Annotated in this window: 16 protein-coding genes; 5 read left to right on the top strand and 11 right to left on the bottom strand. The window is 58.9% G+C overall.

Translation table 11 applies throughout. The annotated features are described in order from the left end of the window. Positions 1–118 precede the first annotated feature (118 nt). Positions 119–2377: a penicillin-binding protein 1A gene (locus tag KKO72_RS17875; RefSeq protein ID WP_214942176.1), complete on the top strand. Its 2259-nt coding sequence runs from the start codon at positions 119–121 to the stop codon at positions 2375–2377. 27 nt (positions 2378–2404) lie between these two features. Here KKO72_RS17875 and cyaY read toward each other — a convergent pair whose 3' ends face one another. After that, positions 2405–2737, bottom strand: a complete 333-nt coding sequence (gene cyaY / locus KKO72_RS17870; protein WP_214942157.1) for an iron donor protein CyaY — start codon at positions 2735–2737, stop codon at positions 2405–2407. A 14-nt stretch (positions 2738–2751) separates the two neighbouring features. Between cyaY and KKO72_RS17865 the strand changes: the two genes are divergently transcribed. Then, positions 2752–2985 carry a lipoprotein gene (locus KKO72_RS17865; RefSeq protein ID WP_251140754.1) on the top strand — a complete coding sequence of 78 codons (234 nt, stop codon included), beginning with the start codon at positions 2752–2754 and terminating at the stop codon, positions 2983–2985. 65 nt (positions 2986–3050) lie between these two features. Here the strand turns inward: KKO72_RS17865 and KKO72_RS17860 are convergent, their stop codons facing one another. The 3 genes from KKO72_RS17860 to KKO72_RS17850 all read right to left on the bottom strand — a co-directional run bounded on the left by KKO72_RS17860 (position 3051) and on the right by KKO72_RS17850 (position 5546). Beyond that, positions 3051–3710: a sulfite oxidase heme-binding subunit YedZ gene (locus KKO72_RS17860; RefSeq protein ID WP_214942142.1), complete on the bottom strand. Its 660-nt coding sequence runs from the start codon at positions 3708–3710 to the stop codon at positions 3051–3053. Next, complete coding sequence (gene msrP, locus KKO72_RS17855) at positions 3710–4708, bottom strand: protein-methionine-sulfoxide reductase catalytic subunit MsrP (RefSeq protein ID WP_214942139.1); 999 nt, start codon at positions 4706–4708, stop codon at positions 3710–3712. Before msrP ends, KKO72_RS17860 begins: the two co-directional genes overlap by 1 nt. A 211-nt stretch (positions 4709–4919) precedes the next feature. Then, on the bottom strand, positions 4920–5546 hold the full coding sequence (locus tag KKO72_RS17850) for a cytochrome c (RefSeq protein ID WP_214942124.1): 627 nt from the start codon (positions 5544–5546) through the stop codon (positions 4920–4922). 72 nt (positions 5547–5618) lie between these two features. Here KKO72_RS17850 and yihA point away from each other — a divergent pair, with 72 nt between their 5' ends. Then, on the top strand, positions 5619–6353 hold the full coding sequence (yihA, locus tag KKO72_RS17845; protein ID WP_251140753.1) for a ribosome biogenesis GTP-binding protein YihA/YsxC: 735 nt from the start codon (positions 5619–5621) through the stop codon (positions 6351–6353). 50 nt (positions 6354–6403) lie between these two features. On the opposite strand, the gene KKO72_RS17840 is transcribed toward yihA, so the two are convergent. Together KKO72_RS17840 and KKO72_RS17835 are read right to left on the bottom strand one after the other, a co-directional pair. Beyond that, complete coding sequence (locus KKO72_RS17840) at positions 6404–7273, bottom strand: lipid A biosynthesis acyltransferase (protein ID WP_214942121.1); 870 nt, start codon at positions 7271–7273, stop codon at positions 6404–6406. A gap of 55 nt (positions 7274–7328) precedes the next feature. Next, a complete protein-coding gene (locus KKO72_RS17835; protein ID WP_214942118.1) occupies positions 7329–8168 on the bottom strand; it encodes a lysophospholipid acyltransferase family protein in 840 nt (279 codons plus the stop codon). Positions 8169–8362: 194 nt separating this feature from the next. On the opposite strand from KKO72_RS17835, the gene metK reads away from it, so the two are divergent. Both metK and KKO72_RS17825 read left to right on the top strand, forming a co-directional pair. After that, positions 8363–9544: a methionine adenosyltransferase gene (gene metK / locus KKO72_RS17830; RefSeq protein ID WP_214942106.1), complete on the top strand. Its 1182-nt coding sequence runs from the start codon at positions 8363–8365 to the stop codon at positions 9542–9544. Between the two features lie 29 nt (positions 9545–9573). Beyond that, positions 9574–10164: a lysophospholipid acyltransferase family protein gene (locus tag KKO72_RS17825; protein WP_214942103.1), complete on the top strand. Its 591-nt coding sequence runs from the start codon at positions 9574–9576 to the stop codon at positions 10162–10164. On the opposite strand, the gene KKO72_RS17820 is transcribed toward KKO72_RS17825, so the two are convergent. From KKO72_RS17820 to KKO72_RS17800, 5 genes are all read right to left on the bottom strand, one after another. Beyond that, a complete protein-coding gene (locus KKO72_RS17820) occupies positions 10161–12992 on the bottom strand; it encodes a bifunctional diguanylate cyclase/phosphodiesterase (protein WP_214942100.1) in 2832 nt (943 codons plus the stop codon). The two genes, KKO72_RS17825 and KKO72_RS17820, sit on opposite strands and share 4 nt — an antisense overlap. Before the next feature lie 91 nt (positions 12993–13083). Then, positions 13084–16293: an error-prone DNA polymerase gene (locus KKO72_RS17815; RefSeq protein WP_214942097.1), complete on the bottom strand. Its 3210-nt coding sequence runs from the start codon at positions 16291–16293 to the stop codon at positions 13084–13086. Between the two features lie 50 nt (positions 16294–16343). Next, entirely contained in the window at positions 16344–17492 is a 1149-nt protein-coding gene (gene mmsB / locus KKO72_RS17810; protein WP_214942094.1) for a multiple monosaccharide ABC transporter permease, read from the bottom strand. 56 nt (positions 17493–17548) lie between these two features. Continuing rightward, positions 17549–19066, bottom strand: coding sequence for a sugar ABC transporter ATP-binding protein (locus tag KKO72_RS17805; protein ID WP_214942091.1), 1518 nt, complete (start codon positions 19064–19066; stop codon positions 17549–17551). 175 nt (positions 19067–19241) lie between these two features. Next, the gene (locus KKO72_RS17800) at positions 19242–20381 is read right to left on the bottom strand and encodes a sugar-binding protein (RefSeq protein ID WP_214942089.1); all 1140 of its coding nucleotides are present in this window, start codon (positions 20379–20381) and stop codon (positions 19242–19244) included. Between the last annotated feature and the right edge of the window lie 27 nt (positions 20382–20408).

Genomic DNA, 20408 nt, shown 5'->3' with positions numbered 1-20408 from the left:
GACAGCCCCCGTTGCCCCCAAGACGGCTCCCCCCAAAAAACGCCGCCCGATGCACTGGGCTGTCAAGCTGCCTTTGCTGGTGGGCGGTGTGCTGCTGGCCGCACTGGCTTCGCTGTTGATGATTGTGGCGATCGCCATGGCGATGGCCTACCCCAATCTGCCCGATGTCTCGGAGTTGTCTGACTACCGCCCGAAATTGCCGCTGCGCGTTTTTTCGGCAGAAGGGACTCTGATTGGGGAGTTTGGCGAGGAACGGCGCCATCTGACGCCGATTCAAGACATCCCCAAAGTCATGAAAGATGCGGTGCTGGCCATCGAAGATGCCCGTTTTTACCAGCATGGCGGGGTGGACTACATTGGTGTGGCACGTGCCGCGCTGGCGAATCTGGGACAGATCAAGAGCCAGGGGGCGTCCACCATCACCATGCAGGTGGCGCGCAATGTGTATCTGTCGTCTGAAAAAACCTACACCCGCAAGATTTACGAGATTTTGTTGACCTTCAAGATGGAGCACTTGCTGAGCAAGGACCAGATTCTTGAGATCTACATGAACCAGATTTTTCTCGGCAACCGCGCCTATGGTTTTGCTGCCGCCTCCGAGGCCTATTTTGGCAAGCAGTTGAAGGACATCAGCGTGGCAGAAGCCGCCATGCTGGCGGGTTTGCCCAAAGCCCCCTCGGCCTACAACCCCATCAACAACCCCAAACGTGCCAAAACACGCCAGCTCTACATCATCCAACGCATGCTTGAGAACGGCTTCATCACCCCCGATCAGGCCGAGATCGCCAAGCAAGAGGTGGTGAAGATCAGATCCTCAGCTGACAGCACCCAAGTGCACGCCGAGTACTTCACGGAAACCGTGCGTCAGCTGATTTACGCCCAGTATGGCGACTCGACCTACACCCGTGGGCTGAACGTCTACACCACGTTGCGGGCGGCCGACCAGATCGCCGCCTACCAGGCCCTGCGTCGGGGCATCATGAATTACGAACGTCGGCAGGTGTACCGGGGCCCGGAGAAGTTTGTCAGCATGCCGCAGGACGCCCAAGGCACCGAGGATGTGATTGACGAGGCGCTGCTGGAGCATCCTGACAACGGTGATGTGTTGTCCGCCGTGGTACTGGACGCCAACACCAAGATGATCAAGGCGATCCGCCAAAACGGTGACATCGTCGAGATCACCGGTGACGGCCTCAAACCTGCGCAATCAGGCTTGTCCGACAAAGCCCCCTCCAACATCAAGATCCGCCGGGGAGCGGTGATCCGTATTGTCCAGACGCCCAAGTCCACCTGGGAGATCACCCAGTTGCCTGAAGTCGAAGGCGCCTTTGTGGCGATTGACCCCCTAACCGGAGCGATCCGGGCACTGGTCGGTGGTTTTGATTTCGAGAAAAACAAGTTCAACCACGTCACCCAGGCCTGGCGCCAGCCGGGTTCGAGCTTCAAGCCCTTTATTTATTCTGCCGCGCTTGAAAACGGCGTGACGCCGGCCACCATCGTCAACGATGCCCCGCTCTTTTTCAGCGCTGGCGTCACAGGTGGACAGCCTTGGGAACCGAAGAACTACGACGGCAAGTTTGAAGGTCCGATGCCCTTGCACCGCGCCCTGGCCTTGTCCAAGAACATGGTCTCCATCCGGGTGTTGCAGGTCGTTGGCGCACAAAATGCCCAGCAATGGGTGACACGTTTTGGCTTTGATGCAGAGAAACACCCCCCCTACCTCACCATGGCGCTGGGCGCAGGCTCGGTGACACCGATGCAAATGGCCACGGCCTACTCTGTGTTTGCCAACGGTGGCTACCGCGTCAACCCCTGGATCGTCTCCAAAATCACCGATCAAAAAGGCAAGGTTCTGGCCCAGACGCCGGCGCCGGTGCTTGATGAATCAGTGCGTGCCATCGACGCACGCAATGCTTTTGTGATGGACAGTTTGTTGCAAGAGGTGGCGCGGTCGGGCACCGCAGCATCAGCACAAGCCAAGTTGAAGCGGCCTGATCTGTTCGGCAAGACCGGTACCACCAACGACTCCATGGATGCCTGGTTTGCGGGTTTTCAGCCCACCCTGGCCGCCATCACCTGGATCGGCTACGACACGCCACGCAAACTGGGTAGCCGGGAAACTGGGGGTGGCTTGAGCTTGCCGGTGTGGATTGAGTTCATGACACAAGCCCTCAAGAATGTGCCCGTGGCCGAGCTGCCGGTGCCAGAAGGTGTGGTCAACATCGACGGGGAGTGGTTCTTCAACGAATACACCAAGTCCACTGGCATTGCCACGCTGGGATTAGAAGGTGGCGGCAAGGCGACTGAGACCACGCAGGTGATTCCGATGCCGGTAGCGGACGAGAAAAAGAAAATCCTCGACCTGTTTAAAAACTAGACGACCTTGCGGCAACAGCCTCAGCAGCTAGCTCGCCGCGAACACCAGAGGGCTGCCTGACTGTTCGCTGGCAAAACGCGACAATGAGGCAAAAAACTCGCCCTGACCCTTGGTATCCATCCACTGTCTGCCATCAAATTGATAGTGGTAACCACCACTCTTGGCGGCCAGCCAGATCTCCTGCAAAGGCTTTTGCAGGTTGATCACAATCTGGCTGTGGTTGGCAAACACCAGCGTCACCATGCCGCCCGTGCGCTGGTTGTCGATGTCCGCGTTGGTCGCGTCGTTGATGTGGTCGCAGCTGGCCTCCACGGCTTTGAGCACACGTTCCGCCTGGTCCATAAATTCAGCATCGTTCATTACAATTCCACATCATGTTGTTCCAACAAATTCTAGTCCGGGCCCTGGCCCTGTCAGCCACGGTGTCGCTATTGTCTGCCTGCGGTCAAACCGGCGCCTTGTACCTGCCCACCCCCCCGGCTGGGACCCATCGGGCCACGCTGCCTGAGTCTCTGGTTCCCCAGGTCTTCTCACGGCCCGCTCCTACGGATACGGATACGGCCACTGCACCAGCCAAGGCCAGCAGCCAGCCTGTCGCAGCACCCTGACCGGTCAAGGCAAGAGCGAATCAGCCATCCAACGCTCTTTAATCAATAGCAATCTACCCATCTATTTAAAGGGCTAGAGACACTTTCTTTAAAGATTTGAGCACACGCACCAGACGCCAGCCCAGCAACAGGCTGAGGATGAAGGTGTAGACCCACACCTCGGCCACATCATTTTTGCCAGCGCGCATCCAAAAAAAATGCAGCAGCGCCAAGCCGGCCACGGCGTACACCAGCTGGTGCAGACGCCGCCAGTTTTTGCCGCCCATCCACCGAACCACCCGATGGGGTGAGGTGAGCGCCAGCGCAAACAACAGCACAAACGCAGCAAAACCCACCAGAATAAAAGGGCGCTTGGGAATATCGCGCGCGATGTCCAGCAATTCAAACCCCATGTCAAACCAGCTGTAACACAGCAGGTGCAGGCTGGCGTAAAAAAATACAAACAGTCCCAGCATGCGCCGCCAGCGCGCCAAGGCAGGCAGCTGCAAACTCACTCGCAAGGGTGTCAAAGCGAGCACCAGACACAGTGCACGCAGCGTCCAGTCGCCGGTGCTGCGCACCAGGGCCTGGGCCGGGTTCGCACCCAGTTGATCAAAGACTGCCGCGCTCACAAGCACACACAGCGGCAGCAACATCAGCCCAAACAGCAGCGGTTTGCTCCAGGGGTGCAGACACAACGCGTTGACACCTGCGGCCCAGCGCCGGGTGGGCACCACGGTCACCATCAGAAGAACTTCTTGAGGTCCATGCCCGCGTACAGCTGCCCGACCTGGGCCTCGTAGCCGTTGAAGATCAGGGTTTTGCGCTTTTTGGTGAAGAGCCCGTCCTCCCCGATACGGCGCTCGGTGTCCTGGCTCCAGCGCGGATGGTCCACCGCCGGGTTCACGTTGGAGTAGAAGCCGTACTCGTTCGCGGCGGCCTTGTTCCAGGCGGTCTGTGGCTGGTTTTCGGTGAAGCGGATCTTGACAATGCTCTTGCCACTTTTGAAGCCATATTTCCAGGGCACCACCAAGCGCAGCGGTGCACCACTTTGTTTGGGCAAGACCTCGCCATACATGCCAAACGCCAGCAAGGTCAGCGGGTGCATGGCCTCGTCCAGGCGCAAACCTTCCACATACGGCCAGTCCAGCACCCGCGAGCGCACACCCGGCATGGTTTTGGGGTCGGCCAGCGTCACAAACTCCACATACTTGGCGCTGCCCAGCGGCTCCACTTTGCGGATCAGCGCCGACAGCGAGTACCCCACCCACGGGATCACCATCGACCAGCCCTCGACACAGCGCAGGCGGTAAATGCGCTCCTCCTGGGCGCTGAGCTTGAGCAAATCTTCCAGCGCATACCGGCCCGGTTTTTTCACCAGGCCTTCGATCTCGACATGCCAGGGGCTGGTGGGCAAGGCCTGGGCGTACTGCGCGGGGTCAGCCTTGTCGACGCCAAATTCATAAAAGTTGTTGTAGCTGCTGACATCTTTGTAATCGGTGACTTTTTCCATGGTCAGCGCACCCGGCGTGGTGCTCTTGATGGCCGCCAGCGCCGCGTGTTTGCCGGGTGGTGCCCAGGCCTGTGCCAGCGCTTCACGTCCGGCCCAGCTGGCCAGGGCCGCCCCCGCCACCCCGCTGGCCATGAGGCGGATCATGTTGCGACGCGATTGGTAGGCCGACAGCGGCGTGATGTCGCTGGCAATGGGGTGCACAAAGCCTTGGGAGTCACTTTTGATCAACATGCCGGTAGTCCTTTGGGAAAGCGAAGAGAGGTCTGTCAGAAAGATTTACGCACAAATAGTTTCACCCCTGTTGGTCAAGGGTTGGTAAAGACACGGCCCACGCCAGGCCAAAGCCAAAAGATTGAGGGCGAAAAAAAAAGCAGCCCACCTGTCGGCGACTGCTTTTTTGGCGGAGCCACCGGGCTTGTTCAAGCCCTGGGCACCGACAGCCTCACTTGAGGCTGGCCACGTACTCCGCCACCGCCTTGATCTCGCGGTCATTGAGCTTGGCCGCCACACCGGTCATTTGCAGGTTGTTGTTGCGCTCACCGCTGCGGAAGGTGGTGAGTTGCGTCACCACGTAATTGGCTTGTTGACCTTTGAGGCGTGGGTACTGAGCCGGGATGCCCGCCGCAGCCGGGCCATGGCAGCCCGCACAGGCCGGGATGTTGCGGTCCAGCACACCTCCGAGGTAAATGCGTTTGCCCTGCGCAATCAAGTCGGCATCGGCGGCGGTGCCAGGGGCGGCCTTGTTGGTGGTCACCCAGTAGGCGATGTTCTTCATGTCATCGTCACTCAACGTCGACGCAAAACCCAACATCACGGGGTTTTGACGTTTACCAGCCTTGAACTCTTGCAACTGTTTGACGAGATACTCGGGATGTTGCTGGGCCAGCTTGGGGTAATCTGGCACCAGAGAGTTGCCATCTGGTCCATGACAGGCGACACACACCGTGGTAAAGCTGGCTTGACCTTTGGCCAAATCCGGCTTGGCTGCCGCAGCAGCCTCTTGCGCAAAACCAGACACCGCCGACATAGCCAGCGATGCAGCGACCAACACAGAGGAGATGAGCTTCATAGAGATCCCGGACAAGTCGTGAGTACAAAAACCACTTGATTCTACAATGCTCGATTGCTTTAGATTGCCCCCATGACCATTCAAACCAGCCCTGCCGACCCCAAATTGCTGAGTGTCGCCGCACCTGTCACCACAGGCATCACCGCTGCCGAGGCACTGGGCTGGATGCACACGGCCAAATTCCTGACCACCGCACCTCAGCTGCATTTTCTGCCGCCCCTGAGCGTGCCCGAGATCGCTTTTGTCGGCCGGTCGAACGCTGGCAAGTCGACCTGCATCAACACCTTGACACAGCAGAAGCAGCTGGCGTTTGCCTCCAAAAAACCAGGCCGCACACAACACATCAACCTGTTTTCTTTGGGCAAACAGGGTGTGACCGACGCGGTGCTGGCCGATTTACCCGGCTACGGCTACGCCGCCGTGCCCAAGCAGGACAAAATCCGCTGGCAACAGGTCATGGCCAACTATTTGGTGACGCGTGAGAACCTGAAAGCCATTGTGCTGATGTGTGACCCGCGCCATGGACTGACCGAACTCGACGAGATCCTGCTCGACGTGGTGCGCCCCCGGGTGGAAGAAGGCCTGAGGTTTCTGGTGGTGTTGACCAAGGCGGACAAACTGACCCGCTCGGAGCAGACCAAGGCCCTGTCGATCATGAAGTTGCAGGCAGGCGGTGGTGAGGTCCGGTTGTTTTCAGCCACCAAACGCCAGGGCATTGAGGACGTTGCCACCTTGCTGTGGCAATGGGCACACCCCGAGGCCACCAGCGCTGCGGCAGCCGTCGCATCAAGCACCCCAGCCAATTGATATCAAATCAATAGCTGCAAACCCTTTTAAAATAAGGGCCACAGGTCAATTCATCGATAAAAATCAGCCTCCCCCGGTGGTCGGTCCTTGAAGCGTTTGTGCACCCAGTAGTACTGCTCGGGCATGGTGTTGATGTAGTTCTGCAACTCGGCATTCATGCGCGCCGTATCCGCCGTGGCATCCATGCTGGGGAAGTCTAACCAGGCCGGCAACACCTCCACGCTGTAGCCCGCAGGGATCAACCGGGTAATCACCGGCACCACCTTGGCGCGCCCGAGTTTGGCAAAACGTGAAAGGCTCGGCACCGTGGCCGCACTCACCCCGTAAAACGGGACAAACACCGACTCATTGAGGCCAAAGTTCATGTCAGGCAGCAGGTACAACGGGTCACCCGCACGCAGCGCCGCCACAATGCTCTTGACACCATCGGCGCGCCCAAACAGGTGGCTGGCGCCAAAACGCTGGCGCCCGGCCAGAATCCAGGCGTCCATCACTTTGTTGGTCTGGTCGGTGTAAATCGTGGTGAAGTGGCGCGGCAACTGCTGGGTGAGCGCAGTCCAGCCCGCATCCAGCCCGACAAAATGCGGCGCGAAAATCACCACGGGCTCATTGCCAGCCAAGGCCTGCACATCACCTGTGAGCTTCAAACGGTCGCGCACCCGCTGCGGCGCACCATGCCAGAGCCAGCTGCGGTCCAACCAGGCCTGCGCAAAATAGACAAACATCCGCCTCGTCGACTGGCGGCACTCTGCCTCGCTCAGTTGCGGAAAACACAGGCGCAAATTGGTTCTGACGATCCGTCGGCGTGGTGCCACGACCAGATACAACAAACCACCCAGCACCAGCCCGAGCGCGCGCACCCAGGCCAGCGGCAAGGGCGACAGGGCCCGCATCAGCAGCAAACTCAAACGGCTCAGCATGGGGCCAGCTCCCGCCAGGGGCAGCGACAACAGATCAACAACAGACAGCGTTTTTTCATGAGGTGTGCGCCATCTCACGCGGCTGTTTGTAGCGCGCGTAGCCCCACAGGTATTGTGCAGGGCACTGCACAATCAGACGCTGCATGGCCTGGTTGACGGCAGTGGCTGCCTGATTCAGATCCGACGGCAACGCTTCGTGCAAAGGCTCCACATGCACCCGGTAACCCTGTCCCCTGGCCAAGCGTTCACCCCAGGCCAACAGCACCGTGGCACCGGTCTGTTGCACCAGCCGCACCGACAAGGTCATGGTGTACGCGTCACGTCCAAAAAACGGGGCCACCACCCCCATGCCCTGCGGCGGCACCTGGTCGGGCAACAGACCGACCGCTTCACCCTTTTTCAGGGCCTTGATCAGTTGTTTGACACCTGAGAGCGTGGTGGGTGCGGTCAGCAAACCCGGGCGCTGGCGCGAGGCCATCACCACCGCCCGCAGCCAAGCCTGACGCGGCGGGCGAAACAGCACCGTCATCGGCTGGACGGTCTGGCCATAACGCTGCGCATAGGCTTGCGCGGTGATCTCAAAGCAGCCCAGGTGCGGTGTCAAAAAAACCACGCCAGAGCCCCGGGCCAAGGCGGCCTCCACATGCTCGGCGCCATCCCACAACACGGGAACCGGGCGTCCCAGCCACAAACGCGGCAACTCGGCCACCAGCTTGCCACTCTCCCCCACTGCGGCCAACCAGTCCGACCTGGCCATGCCGGCCTGGTCTGCATTGGCCACAAAACGGCGCCGATAGATCCCTGATGCCGCAAACACCAGCCAACCGAGCAACCAGCCCAGCGCCTGCAGCCAGCGCAGGGGCAATCTGGACAGCCATTTGAAAAAAAAGGTCATGGTGTGAGCTAAACTAGACACTGTCGCTGAGTTACGGAACTACTTGCAGGGCGACACACACAAGCAGCAGCCCCACACGGGTCGCCATTGTGCCTTGTCAACACGTTGACACATCTGCTAAAGCGTTCGCCGAAAGCTCCCCAAGCCAAAAGCAACGCAAAAAAGGTTGTTAACTTTTCTTAGGAGCTTTTTTCATGGCAAACGACTTTCTCTTCACCTCCGAATCCGTCTCTGAAGGCCATCCCGACAAGGTGGCTGACCAGATCTCCGACGCGATTCTGGACGCCATCTTCACCCAGGACCCGCGCAGCCGTGTCGCTGCCGAAACCCTGACCAACACCGGTCTGGTGGTGCTGGCCGGTGAAATCACCACCAATGCCCATGTCGACTACATCCAGGTGGCACGCGACACCATCAAACGCATTGGCTACGACAACACCGAGTACGGCATCGACTACAAGGGTTGCGCGGTGCTGGTGGCCTACGACAAACAAAGCAATGACATTGCCCAGGGTGTGGACCACGCCTCGGACGACCACCTGAACACCGGTGCAGGCGACCAGGGCCTGATGTTTGGTTACGCCTGCAATGAGACGCCCGAGCTCATGCCCGCGCCCATTTATTACGCCCACCGCTTGGTGGAACGTCAGGCACAGCTGCGCAAGGACGGCCGCCTGCCATTCTTGCGCCCGGACGCCAAGAGCCAGGTCACCATGCGTTATGTCGATGGCAAGCCACACAGCATCGACACAGTGGTGCTGTCGAGCCAACACGCCCCGGAATACAGCCTGGGCCACAAGATGACCGACGCATTCTACGAGGCGGTGCGCGAAGAAATCATCAAACCCGTGCTGCCCAAGGAATGGCTGACCGAAGACACCAAGTACCTGATCAACCCGACCGGCCGTTTTGTCGTCGGTGGCCCGCAAGGTGACTGTGGCCTGACCGGCCGCAAGATCATTGTCGACACCTACGGCGGCGCCTGCCCCCACGGCGGCGGCGCCTTCAGTGGCAAGGACCCGAGCAAGGTGGATCGTTCTGCAGCCTACGCGGCCCGTTACGTCGCCAAGAACGTGGTGGCAGCCGGTCTGGCACGCCAGTGCCAGGTGCAGGTGGCCTACGCCATCGGTGTGGCCAAACCGATGAACGTGACCATCTACACCGAAGGCACCGGCGTGATCCCGGATGAACAAATCGCCGCACTGGTGAACCTGCACTTTGACCTGCGCCCCAAGGGCATCATCCAGATGCTTGACCTGCTGCGTCCAATTTACGAGAAGACCGCAGCCTACGGCCACTTTGGCCGCGAGGAACCCGAGTTCACCTGGGAACGCACCGACAAGGCCGCCGCACTGCGCGACGCCGCCGGTCTGTAAAAACGGTTCCTGAGCCCAGACCAGCCCGCATGCAGCGCACCATCTTCACCACGCCGGTGGTCAATGCGCTGTGTCGCTGGCTGTCACTGAGCTACCTCAAGCTGGCAGGCTGGCGGGTGTTGGGCAGCTTGCCCCCCGAGGCGCAGCGAAGTGTGTTCATTGCTGCGCCACACACCAGCAACTGGGACCTGCCCTACACCTTGATGGTGGCCTTTGTCCTGCGGCTCAATGTGCACTGGATGGGCAAAGCCAGCATCTTCCGTTTTCCCTTTGGGGGTCTGATGCGCTGGCTGGGCGGCATTTCGGTGGACCGATCCAAAGCCAACAACCTCGTCGCGGCCTCAGCCAATGCCATCAGCAAGGCACACGGCGCGCTACAGCTGATCGTGCCGCCCGAAGGCACACGCAGCAAGACCCGCTACTGGAAAACCGGTTTCTACCACATCGCCCAGACGGCTCAGGTGCCGATCGTGATGGCCTACATGGACTACAGCCGCAAGGTCAGCGGCCTGGGGCCCCTGTTTTACCCGACCGGTGATCTGGAAGCCGACATGCGCAGCATCAAGGCGTTTTACGCGCCCTTCAAAGGTAAAAACGCGGCGCAATTCCAGGCCGATTAAGCGGACGGCCAGGACCGCAGCAGGTCTTCAAACCCGCCAATCGGGAGTGGTCGACCGAACAGATACCCCTGCAACAGGTCACATCGGTGCACCGTGCTCAGGAAGTAACGCTGGGCCTCGTTCTCCACACCTTCGGCCACCACCTTGAGCTTGAGGCTGTGTGCCAGACCGATGGTGGCAGCGCAGATAGCAACGTTGTTGTTATCTGACTCGATGTTGGCGACAAAGGATCGGTCGATTTTTAACTGATCCAACGGCAAGCGACTCAGGTAGGCCAGCGACGAATAACCGGTGCCAAAGTCGTCCAGCGAAAAGCCGACACCCTGGCCCTTGAGCTGGTTCATCATGCCCACAATCTCATCAATGTTACCAGCAAAAATACTCTCGGTCAGCTCCAGCTTGAGCAGCCTGGCTTGGGCACCGGTACGCGCCAGCGTGGCCAGAACCTGTTCCGCAAAATCGATGGCCTTGAACTGCTGGGCGCTGACATTCACCGCCAACACCAAGTCCTTCATCTCGGGCTGATGGGCCCAAGCCGCCAGCTGCACACAGGCCTGCTCCAGCACCCACTGCCCCAGCGGCAGGATCAGACCGGTGCGCTCGGCATGGGGCACAAAGTCACCGGGGGGTACCAGACCGCGCTGCGGATGCTGCCAGCGCAGCAAGGCTTCTGCCCCCACAATGCGCCCACTGCTGCCGGATACCTGGGGCTGGTAATACAGTTCCAGCTGCCCTGACTGGATCGCCTGGCGCAAATCAACCTCCAACCGGGCATGGGACAGCGCCACCGACTCCATGACCGGGTCAAAAAAGGCAAAGGTGTTGCCCCCGAGGCTTTTGGCCTGGTACATCGCCATGTCCGCTTGTTTGAGCACATCGTCCACCGATGTCTCTTGCCCGTCAAAAAACGTAACGCCCATGCTGGCCGTGCTGTAGAAGTCGGTGTGGGCGAACACATAGGGCCGGGCCAGCGCCTGGAGCAACTTCTGGCACACCAGCTCCACATCGATAGCCACCAGTTCCTGGTTGCGCGCCTCCAGCTGCGGCAACACCACCACAAACTCATCGCCGCCAATACGCGCCACGGTGTCACATTGGCGCAGGTTGTCCACCAACCGGGCCGCCACCCACTGCAACAACTGATCGCCACTGGCGTGTCCCTGGGTGTCATTGAGGGTCTTGAAGTTATCCAGATCCAAATACAGCACCGCACAGCAGCCACCCGAGCGCGCGCTGGCTGCGGCGGTTTGCTGCAGGCGGTCACGCAGCAGGGTACGGTTGGGCAGGCCCGTCAGTGGGTCAAAAAACGCCAGTTTCTTGACCTCCTCCTCAGCCTGTTTTTGCGCCGAAATGTCAATGTAATTGCCGATGTAATGGGTCACCACCCCCTGCTCATCTTTGACCGAAGAAATCGACAACCACTGCGGAAAGACCTCGCCGTTTTTGCGGGTGGTCCAGACTTCACCCTGCCACTTCCCAGTCTGCTCGACACTGGCCCACTGGGCTGCGTAAAAGTCGGCGCTCAACCGTTCTGAGCGCAGAATGGCTGCAGGCTGCCCCACAATCTCCTGCGCGCTGTAGCCGGTGGACTCGGTCAGTGCCTGGTTGACACGCTGGACAATCCCATGGACATCGGCCACCAAGGTACTCTGCTGTGACTCAAAGGCTGTGGCGGCGATGCGCAACTCGGTGTCGGCTTGTTTGCGTTGTGTGATGTCTCGCCCCACGCCCCGATAACCAACAAATGCACCGGAGGCATCAAACACCGGGTCACCGCTGACACTCACATACAAAAGCGTTGTGTTGGCGCCCTGGTGTGCCACCTCGAAGCCACGAAACGGCAGATGGGCATGCATCATCTCCCGGTGGGCCTGCCAGGCTTTGGCATCGGGCAGGATAGTTGTCACGTCCCAGATCAAACGGCCCAGGAAAATGGTCTGACAAAACACCGGGTCGGCAGCTTCGCGTGCACTGAAGGTCCGTTTGGTGAAGTGGTGCTGGGCGTCACTTTCCCAGTAAAAGTCGGACGACATTTCGGTCAAGCTGCGAAACCGGGCTTCACTCTCACGCAGCTGCGCTTCGCTGGCCGTGAGTTCCCGGGTGCGCTCGGCCACCCGCTGGTCAAGCACCCGGTTGGCCTCCTCCAGCAAGGCTTTCTGGACGGTCAAGGAGTGCTGACCACGTTGCACCAAAGTCACCAGCACCACATACAGCAACACAAACACAGCGGCGATCAAGCCACCCACCCGCCACAGGGAGTGTTCGATGCGCTGAATCAGCCGGGTGACATCCTGGTACTGCTCAAAAACGGCAACCAGCTGCCCGTTGTGCTGAACCGGCACATAACTCGACATCAGATCCACATTGAGCAGCATCCCCTCGGGGCCCGCAAATTGATCACTGTGGACTAAATCGCTGACCACCTGACCTGCACGTGCAGAGAGGAATCGGACATGGCGACTCTTGTCCTCACCAATCTGCGCTGCTTCGGTCGAAAACAGCGTCAGCCCCTCCCGGCTGTAGATCTTGACCTTGACAATGTCGGAGCCACGCAGCCAAACCCTGAGTTTGGTTTTCAACTCTGCAAGCTCAGGCAGTGCCTGCAAGTCCTGAGGTGTTTTGCCAGCCGATATCTGTGTCAAACGTTGGATATCCTGCTGCAAGAAGTTGCCCAGCAAGTAGGAGGCGCTGATGTTGCGCTCAATCGCGGTGCGCTCCATCTGGGCCAGTTCCTGCTGCCGGACCAGGGTTCCCAGCAGGACACCTGCCAACAACAATAGCCCAAAAGACAATAGGGAAAAGTAGCGGGTCAGGGTGAAAGCGCGCATCTCGGTGCTGGCGTGATCTTTTTGGGTGACAGAGCGCAGATTACCAGCAATATGCCGGACAAAGCACCCCATTCACCGAGTATGCCCGGCTTTAATGGAAATCCCGGCTGCTGGTGGGCAATTCGCCCAGCATGGGAGTCAGGTCTCGCAGATGGCCAGCCACCACATGGCAGACTTGGCCACCACTGTCCACATCGCGCTGCCAGGTGCCATGCACCACCAACAAGCGGGCGTGCAAGAGTTCGCTGCGCTGGCGCTCTTTCAGGGCTTTCCAGACAATCACGTTGACGGTGCCGGTTTCGTCCTCCAGCGTGACAAAGGTGACCCCGTGCGCCGTGCCGGGACTTTGCCGCATGGTGACCAGGCCGCAGGCCCGCACCAGGCGGCCATGCGGCAAGGCACGCAATTGGCTGGCTGTCAAAAGCTTCAAGTTTGATAGCTTCTGACGCAAAAGGGATAAGGGATGAGAGCGCAAAGTGAGTCCAACTGCCGCATAATCAAAGCGCACCTCTTCGCCTTCGGAAGCGGCGGGTAACAGCAGCGGACCTTCATGGATCGGAGCGTTGCGCAGCAGTTCTGGCGCAGACTGCAAGGCACTGGCCTGCCAAACCTGCTGTCGGCGGTGGCCTGACAGACTGGCCAGAGCATCGGCACTGGCCAGGGCGCTGAGCTCGGTTGTATCGAGCCCGGCTCGCAGGGCCAGGTCTTCGGTGCTGGTGAACAGCTGGCTGTGACGTGCTTGTGTGATGCGGGTGGCCGCCTGCTGGCTCAGACCAGTCACCAGACGCAGCCCCAGACGCACTGCAGGCTGTTGGCGCGGACCGGGTAGCGACTCAGCGGCGCCAGAAGGCGCCAGCACACACGCCCAGTGGCTGTGCAACACATCCACCGGCAACACGGTCACCCCGTGGCGTTGGGCGTCCTGCACCAACTGAGATGGCCCATAAAACCCCATGGGTTGGCTGTTGAGCAAAGCTGCCAGAAAACAAGCTGGTTCATGTTGTTTGAGCCAGCAGCTGGCCCACACCAGCAAAGCAAAGCTGGCGGCATGGCTCTCCGGAAAACCGTATTCACCAAACCCTTCGATCTGTTTGAAGATGTTTTCAGCGAAGGTTTCGTCATACCCGTTGTGCAACATCTGCTTGACCAGCCGGTCGTGAAACTTGTGCACACCACCCTTGCGTTTCCAGGCGGCCATGGAGCGACGTAAATCGTCGGCCTCGCCCGGCGTGAAATCGGCAGCGATCATGGCAATCTGCATCACCTGTTCCTGAAAAATCGGGATGCCCAGGGTACGCACAAGCGCTGCCTCGAGCGCCTTGCTCGGGTAGACCACCTGGTCCGGATGCGCCCGCGCCTTCAGGTACGGGTGCACCATGCCGCCCTGAATCGGCCCCGGGCGCACGATAGCCACCTCCACCACCAAGTCATAAAAGCAGCGTGGTTTGAGTCGCGGCAGCATGCTCATCTGGGCGCGGCTCTCGATCTGAAACACCCCCACGGTGTCGGCGCGGCAGATCATGTCAAAGGTGGCGTCGTCATGCGCCGGGATGTCCTGCATCTGAAACTCTTGACCCCGCCGATTGCTGACCAGTTCAAGGCAACGGCGGATGGCGCTGAGCATGCCCAGGGCCAGCACATCCACTTTCAGCAAGCCCATGGCGTCCAGATCATCCTTGTCCCACTGGACCACCGAGCGATCCGGCATGGCCGCGTTTTCCACCGGCACCAGCCGGGTCAGTGGCCCCTGGGTCAGCACAAACCCGCCGGGATGCTGGCTCAGGTGCCGCGGAAAACCCTGTATCTGCGCACTCAGGTCCAGCCACAGCGCCAGCAGCTGCTCTGGCGGTGTGACAAAACCCGGGTCCAGCCGGTCCAGCGCCGCCTGCAGCCGCTCCGACAACACCGTGCGTGAGTACATGCCGGGGTGCTCCCGCGCCAGCGCGGTGATCAAGGCTTCGTCGATACCAAGTGCCCGCCCTACATCCCGCAAGCCACTGCGCGGCCGGTAGCTGCTCACCACCGCCGTCAGCGCGGCCCGCTCGCGCCCGTATTTGGTGTAGATGTACTGGATGACTTCTTCGCGGCGCTGGTGTTCAAAGTCCACATCAATGTCGGGCGGCTCGTGCCGTTCCCGGCTGATAAAACGTTCAAACAAGAGGCTGCTGCGTGCCGGGTCCACCTCGGTCACCCCCAGGCAATAACACACAGCCGAATTGGCCGCCGAGCCACGCCCTTGGCAGAAAATGCCCTGAGACCGGGCAAACGTGACGATGTCGTGCACCGTCAAAAAATACATCTCGTAATGCAGCTCGCTGATCAGCGCCAGCTCGTGGGCCAGTTGCTGCTGCACATCGGGGGGCACACCAGCCGGGTAACGCCGGGCCGCACCTTCCAAGGTGAACTGGCGCAGGGTCTGCTCGGGGCTCAGACCGGGTAACACCGCCTCCAGCGGGTAGTGATAACGCAGTTCGTCCAGGCTGAACGTGCAGCGCGCGGCAAGGCTGAGGGTATTGGCCAGCAGCTCACGCGGGTACAGCTGCAGCAGCCGCTCACGGGCACGCAAGTGGTTCTCCGCGTTGGGCAACAAGGCCAAGCCACAGTCAGCCAGCGGCTGGCCCTGGCGCACGGCTGTGACCACGTCCTGCAAAGGTTTGCGTGAACGCACATGCATCAGCACCTCACCCACCGCCAGCAGGGGCACACGCGTGAGCCGGGAAAGCTGACTGAGTTTGTGCAACAACACCCGGTCCCGGGTCTGCAGAAGCTGCGTCACGCCGAGCCAGAGATGTGTACTAAACAGGCCTCTAGCCCTTATACATAAAACGCTTGATGCTTCTAATGACATAGCATCTAACAGACACAGAATCACTTCACAACCACGCAAGTTGGCCCACGCCGGATCTGGCCAGCACACGTGGTACTGGCCCTTGGGCGCACTGCGCCGCGCGTTGGTGATGAATTCACACAGATCACCCCAGGCCGACAGATCACGCGGCAAGGCGATGAGAGTAAAGGACACACCAGGCGACGCGTCCCCCAAAGGCACGGTGAAGCTGGCGCCAGGCAGCAACCGCAGCCCACACTTCCTGGCCTCCAGGTGGGCTCGCACCACACCGGCCACCGAACACTCGTCAGTGATCGCCAGCGCCGCATAACCCAGCGTGTGGGCGCGTTCAACCAGTTCTTCGGGGTGGGAGGCGCCGCGCTGAAAGCTGAAGTTGCTCAGGCAATACAGCTCGGCATAAGCACCGTCTGAAGGCAGCCGGGCTGCCGCCTGCGCCGAGGCAGGAGAAGACATGAAGACCTCACAATACTGTTTTTAAATACAGTATTGTGAGGCTGTTTGGCTCAGGCGGATTTTTTGTTGTTTTGCAGGTCGTACCAGACGGCCAACAGCAAGACCAGGGCCTTGACCACCAGCTGGTATTCCGCACCCATGTTCATGAGTGACATGCCGTTGTTGATCACCCCCATCACCAGGCCACCAATGACCGAGCCGATGATGGTGCCCACACCGCCGGTGGCACTGGCGCCGCCAATGAACACCGAGGAAATCGCATCCAACTCAAACATGTTGCCTGCCTGCGGCATGGCCTGGTTCATGTAGGCGGTGAAGATCAGGCCGGAGATGGCAGCCATGACCCCCATGATGACAAACACATAAAACTCGACACGCTCGGCGTTGATGCCCGAGAGTTTGGCCGACTTGGCATTGCCACCAATCGCATAGATGCTGCGACCAAACACGGTGTTATTCATCATGAAGGTGAAGGCAATCACCAGCAAACCGATGATGACAATCACGTTTGGAATACCGCGGTCCATCGAAAACTTGTAGAACAGCCAGAAGATGATGACACTGATGAACACGTTCTTGACGATGAACAGCGACATCGGCAACACATCAAAACCCAGTCGTGAGCGGGTTCTGCGGTTCTGGATGTCCATCACCACCATGATGAGCAGGAACACCACCCCCACCACCAGGGCCAGCACCTTGCCATCCATGAAGCTTGGCTCAATGAACCCGCTGGCCACTTTTTTGAACTCGTCATCCATCAGACCCACCGGCTTGATGCTGGTGAGCACATAGGTCAAGCCGCGAAAACCCAACATGCCCGCCAGCGTCACAATGAAAGCGGGCACCTTCAGGTACGCCACCCAATAACCCTGAAAGGCGCCAATGGCTGCCCCCGCCAACATACAGGCGGCCAGCGACAGCAACATGCTGCCATTGGTGGCGTTGTAGACGATGGCCGCCATGGCCCCGGTGAAGGCCACCGTGGCACCGACCGACAAATCGATCTTGCCGGTGATGATGACCAGCACCATGCCGATGGCCAGCACCAGGATGTAGCTGTTCTGGATCACCAGATTGGTGATGTTGCGTGGGGTGAAGTTGACAAAATCTGTCATGAACCCGAAGGCCGTGAAGATGAGCAGCAAAACCATGTACATCGAGAAATGTTTCTGGTTCTGTTTGATGATTTTGAACATGATGGGTTTCGCTTGAATGATTTTTATGGGGCGTCCGACGAGTCACCGCTTGGGGTTTAAGCCACCGCCAGTTTCATGATGGCTTCCTGGCTGGCTTCTGAGGTTTTGAGTTCACCCTTGATGCGGCCTTTGTCCATCACATAGACGCGGTCGGTCATGCCCAGCACTTCCGGCAACTCCGATGAAATCATGATGATGCTGTTGCCCTTGGCCACAAAGTCATTCATGATTTTGTAGATTTCGTTTTTGGCACCCACATCAATACCGCGTGTGGGCTCGTCGATGATCAGCAGCTTGGGCTCGGCCATCAGGCATCGGGCCAGCACCACTTTTTGCTGGTTGCCACCGCTCAAATTGCCCACAATCTGGTCGATGTTGGGGGTTTTGATACGTAAGGCAGCGCGGTATTTTTCGCTCTCTTCGATTTCCTTGTACTTGTCGATCAGGCTGAACTTGGACAGCCGGGGCAGCGACGAATAGGTGCTGTTGTTCTTGATGGTCTGAATCAGGACCAAGCCCAGTTCCTTGCGGTCTTCCGAGACATAAATCATCTGGTGGGCAATCGCCTCCTTGGCGCTTTTGAATGCCACCTTCTGGCCATCGAACCAGATGTCACCCTCGACATTCGGACTCAGGGAGCGTCCGAAGATGGTCAGCATCAGCTCGGTGCGACCCGATCCCACCAGACCCGCTAGCCCGACGATCTCACCATGGCGCACCTCCATCGAGGCGTTGTTGATGATGACGCGGTCGCTGAAAATCGGGTGTTTGACGGTCAGATTCGTCAGTTTGAGGATGGGTTCACCAATCTGCGGCACACGCGCCGGGTACATCGAGGTCAGCTCACGCCCGACCATACATTTGACGATGTAGTTGATGTCGACCTTGTGGGTCAACAAGTCCACCCGCTCCACCGTCTGGCCGTCGCGGATGATCGTGATTTCATCGGCAATCGCCATCACTTCATTGAGCTTGTGTGAAATCATGATGATCGTCACACCCTGCTCTTTCAGGCTCAACAACAGCTTGAGCAAATTGCTGCTGTCATCTTCGTTCAAGGAGGAGGTTGGCTCGTCCAGGATGAGCAGCTTGGCGTTTTTGGACAGGGCTTTGCCAATTTCCAGCAACTGCTGCTTGGCCACCGAGAGTTTGTTGACGGGTGTTGCCAAGTCCTCGTGCACGCCCACCTTTTCCATCACCGCCTTGGCGTCGATGTAGGTTTGCTCCCAGTCGATCAACAAGCCCTTTTTACGCTCATTGCCGAGGAACAGATTCTCGTAAATTGACAGATAAGGTGACAGTGCCAACTCCTGATGGATGATGACAATGCCTTCGTTTTCACTTTCCTTGAGGCTTTTGAATTTGCATTCCTTGCCTTCGTAAAGCACCTGGCCTTCGTAGCTCCCATACGGGTAGACGCCGCTGAGGACCTTCATCATGGTCGATTTGCCAGCACCGTTTTCACCCACGATGAAGTGGATTTTGGCGCGTGTGACCTGCATGTCCACACAGTCCAGCGCAACCACCGGACCGAAGGTTTTTCGCATGCCCTTGATATCTAAGATCTTGTCCATGGTTGTCTTTTGGATGGTCAGACCGGTGGTCAGCAGAGACAGCGCATTTTGACCATGCGCAGTCCGTATCCAACGACCTCGTGCGCACATGCAGCTTCTGTCCTCATCGGAGGACCGTCGACTGCGCCTTGTGGGTACAAGACGCAGTCGTGTCTAACCACCCTTCAGTGGGTGACTATTTGGTGCCTTTAGCCACAGCGTCAGCTGTGTAGAAACCGCTGTCAACCAGCTCTTTGGTCAGGTTGTCTTTGGTCACCGCCACAGGCTCCAGCAGGAAGGACTTCACAACCTTCTTGCCGGTGTTGTAGGTGGTGGTGTCAACACGGGCTTTCACTGTCAGCGTGGGCTCGGCCGCACCCTTGATGATGCTGTCCACCGCTTCGGCCGTGCCCTTGGCCAGCACACGGGTGTCCTTGAAGACGGTCATGGTTTGTTTGCCTTCCATGATCCACTTGGCGGACAACAACTCACCGTCTTGACCGGTGATCACAGGCAAGGTCTTGTATTTGCCATCTTGCTCCAGCGCACCAATGATTGAGCGTGCCAATGTGTCGTTGGGGGCCAGCACGGCATCCAGCTTGACCGACTTGCAGGCGCCGGACAACAGGGTTTCCATACGTGCCTTGGCCTTGTCGGCAGCCCAGCCTTCGGTCGTGATCTTGGACCAGGTCGCGTCTGCAGAATTGGTAGGCGCCGGGCCGCAAATCTTCAGGGCACCACTGGTCACGAAAGGCTTCAGAACATCCATGGCGCCATCAAAGAAGAAGCGCGCATTGTTGTCGGTGGGTGAACCGGCAAACAAGGTGATGTTTTTGCCCTTGGCGGTATCCAGCGCCAAAGCGTCCTTGATGGCCTGACCTTGCAATTGACCGACCTTGAAATTGTCGAAAGTCAGGTAGTAGTCATACGCGTCGGTACCGGTGATCAGGCGGTCATACGAGATGACCTGGACACCGGCTTTTTTCGCAGATTCCACAGCCTGGGCGGCGGCTTCGGTCACCGAACCCACCACAATGGCTTTGGCACCTTTGGTGACCATGTCTTCGATTTGTTTGTTTTGTTTGGATTGGTCAGCGTCAGCGAAGGCCACATCCACCTTGTAGCCCATGGCTTCAAGGTCTTTTTTCATGTATTCGGCATCACCGACCCAACGCTCGACGTGTGTTTCAGGAATGGCCAAACCAACCAGGACAGCGGGCGCAGGGGCCGCTGCGGGAGCTGCCGGTGCGGGTGCAGGGGCCTCCTCTTTTTTGCCGCAAGCGGACAAACCCATAGCGGCAGCAATCAATGTCAAGGTGAAAACACTCTTTCTCATATCAATCTCCTGGTAAATATTTGCACA

The organism is Rhodoferax sp. U11-2br (assembly GCF_018619435.1).
GTDB lineage: Bacteria > Pseudomonadota > Gammaproteobacteria > Burkholderiales > Burkholderiaceae_C > Rhodoferax.
Note: the sequence above shows the minus strand (reverse complement) of the source record. Positions and strands in the feature narration are given on the sequence as shown.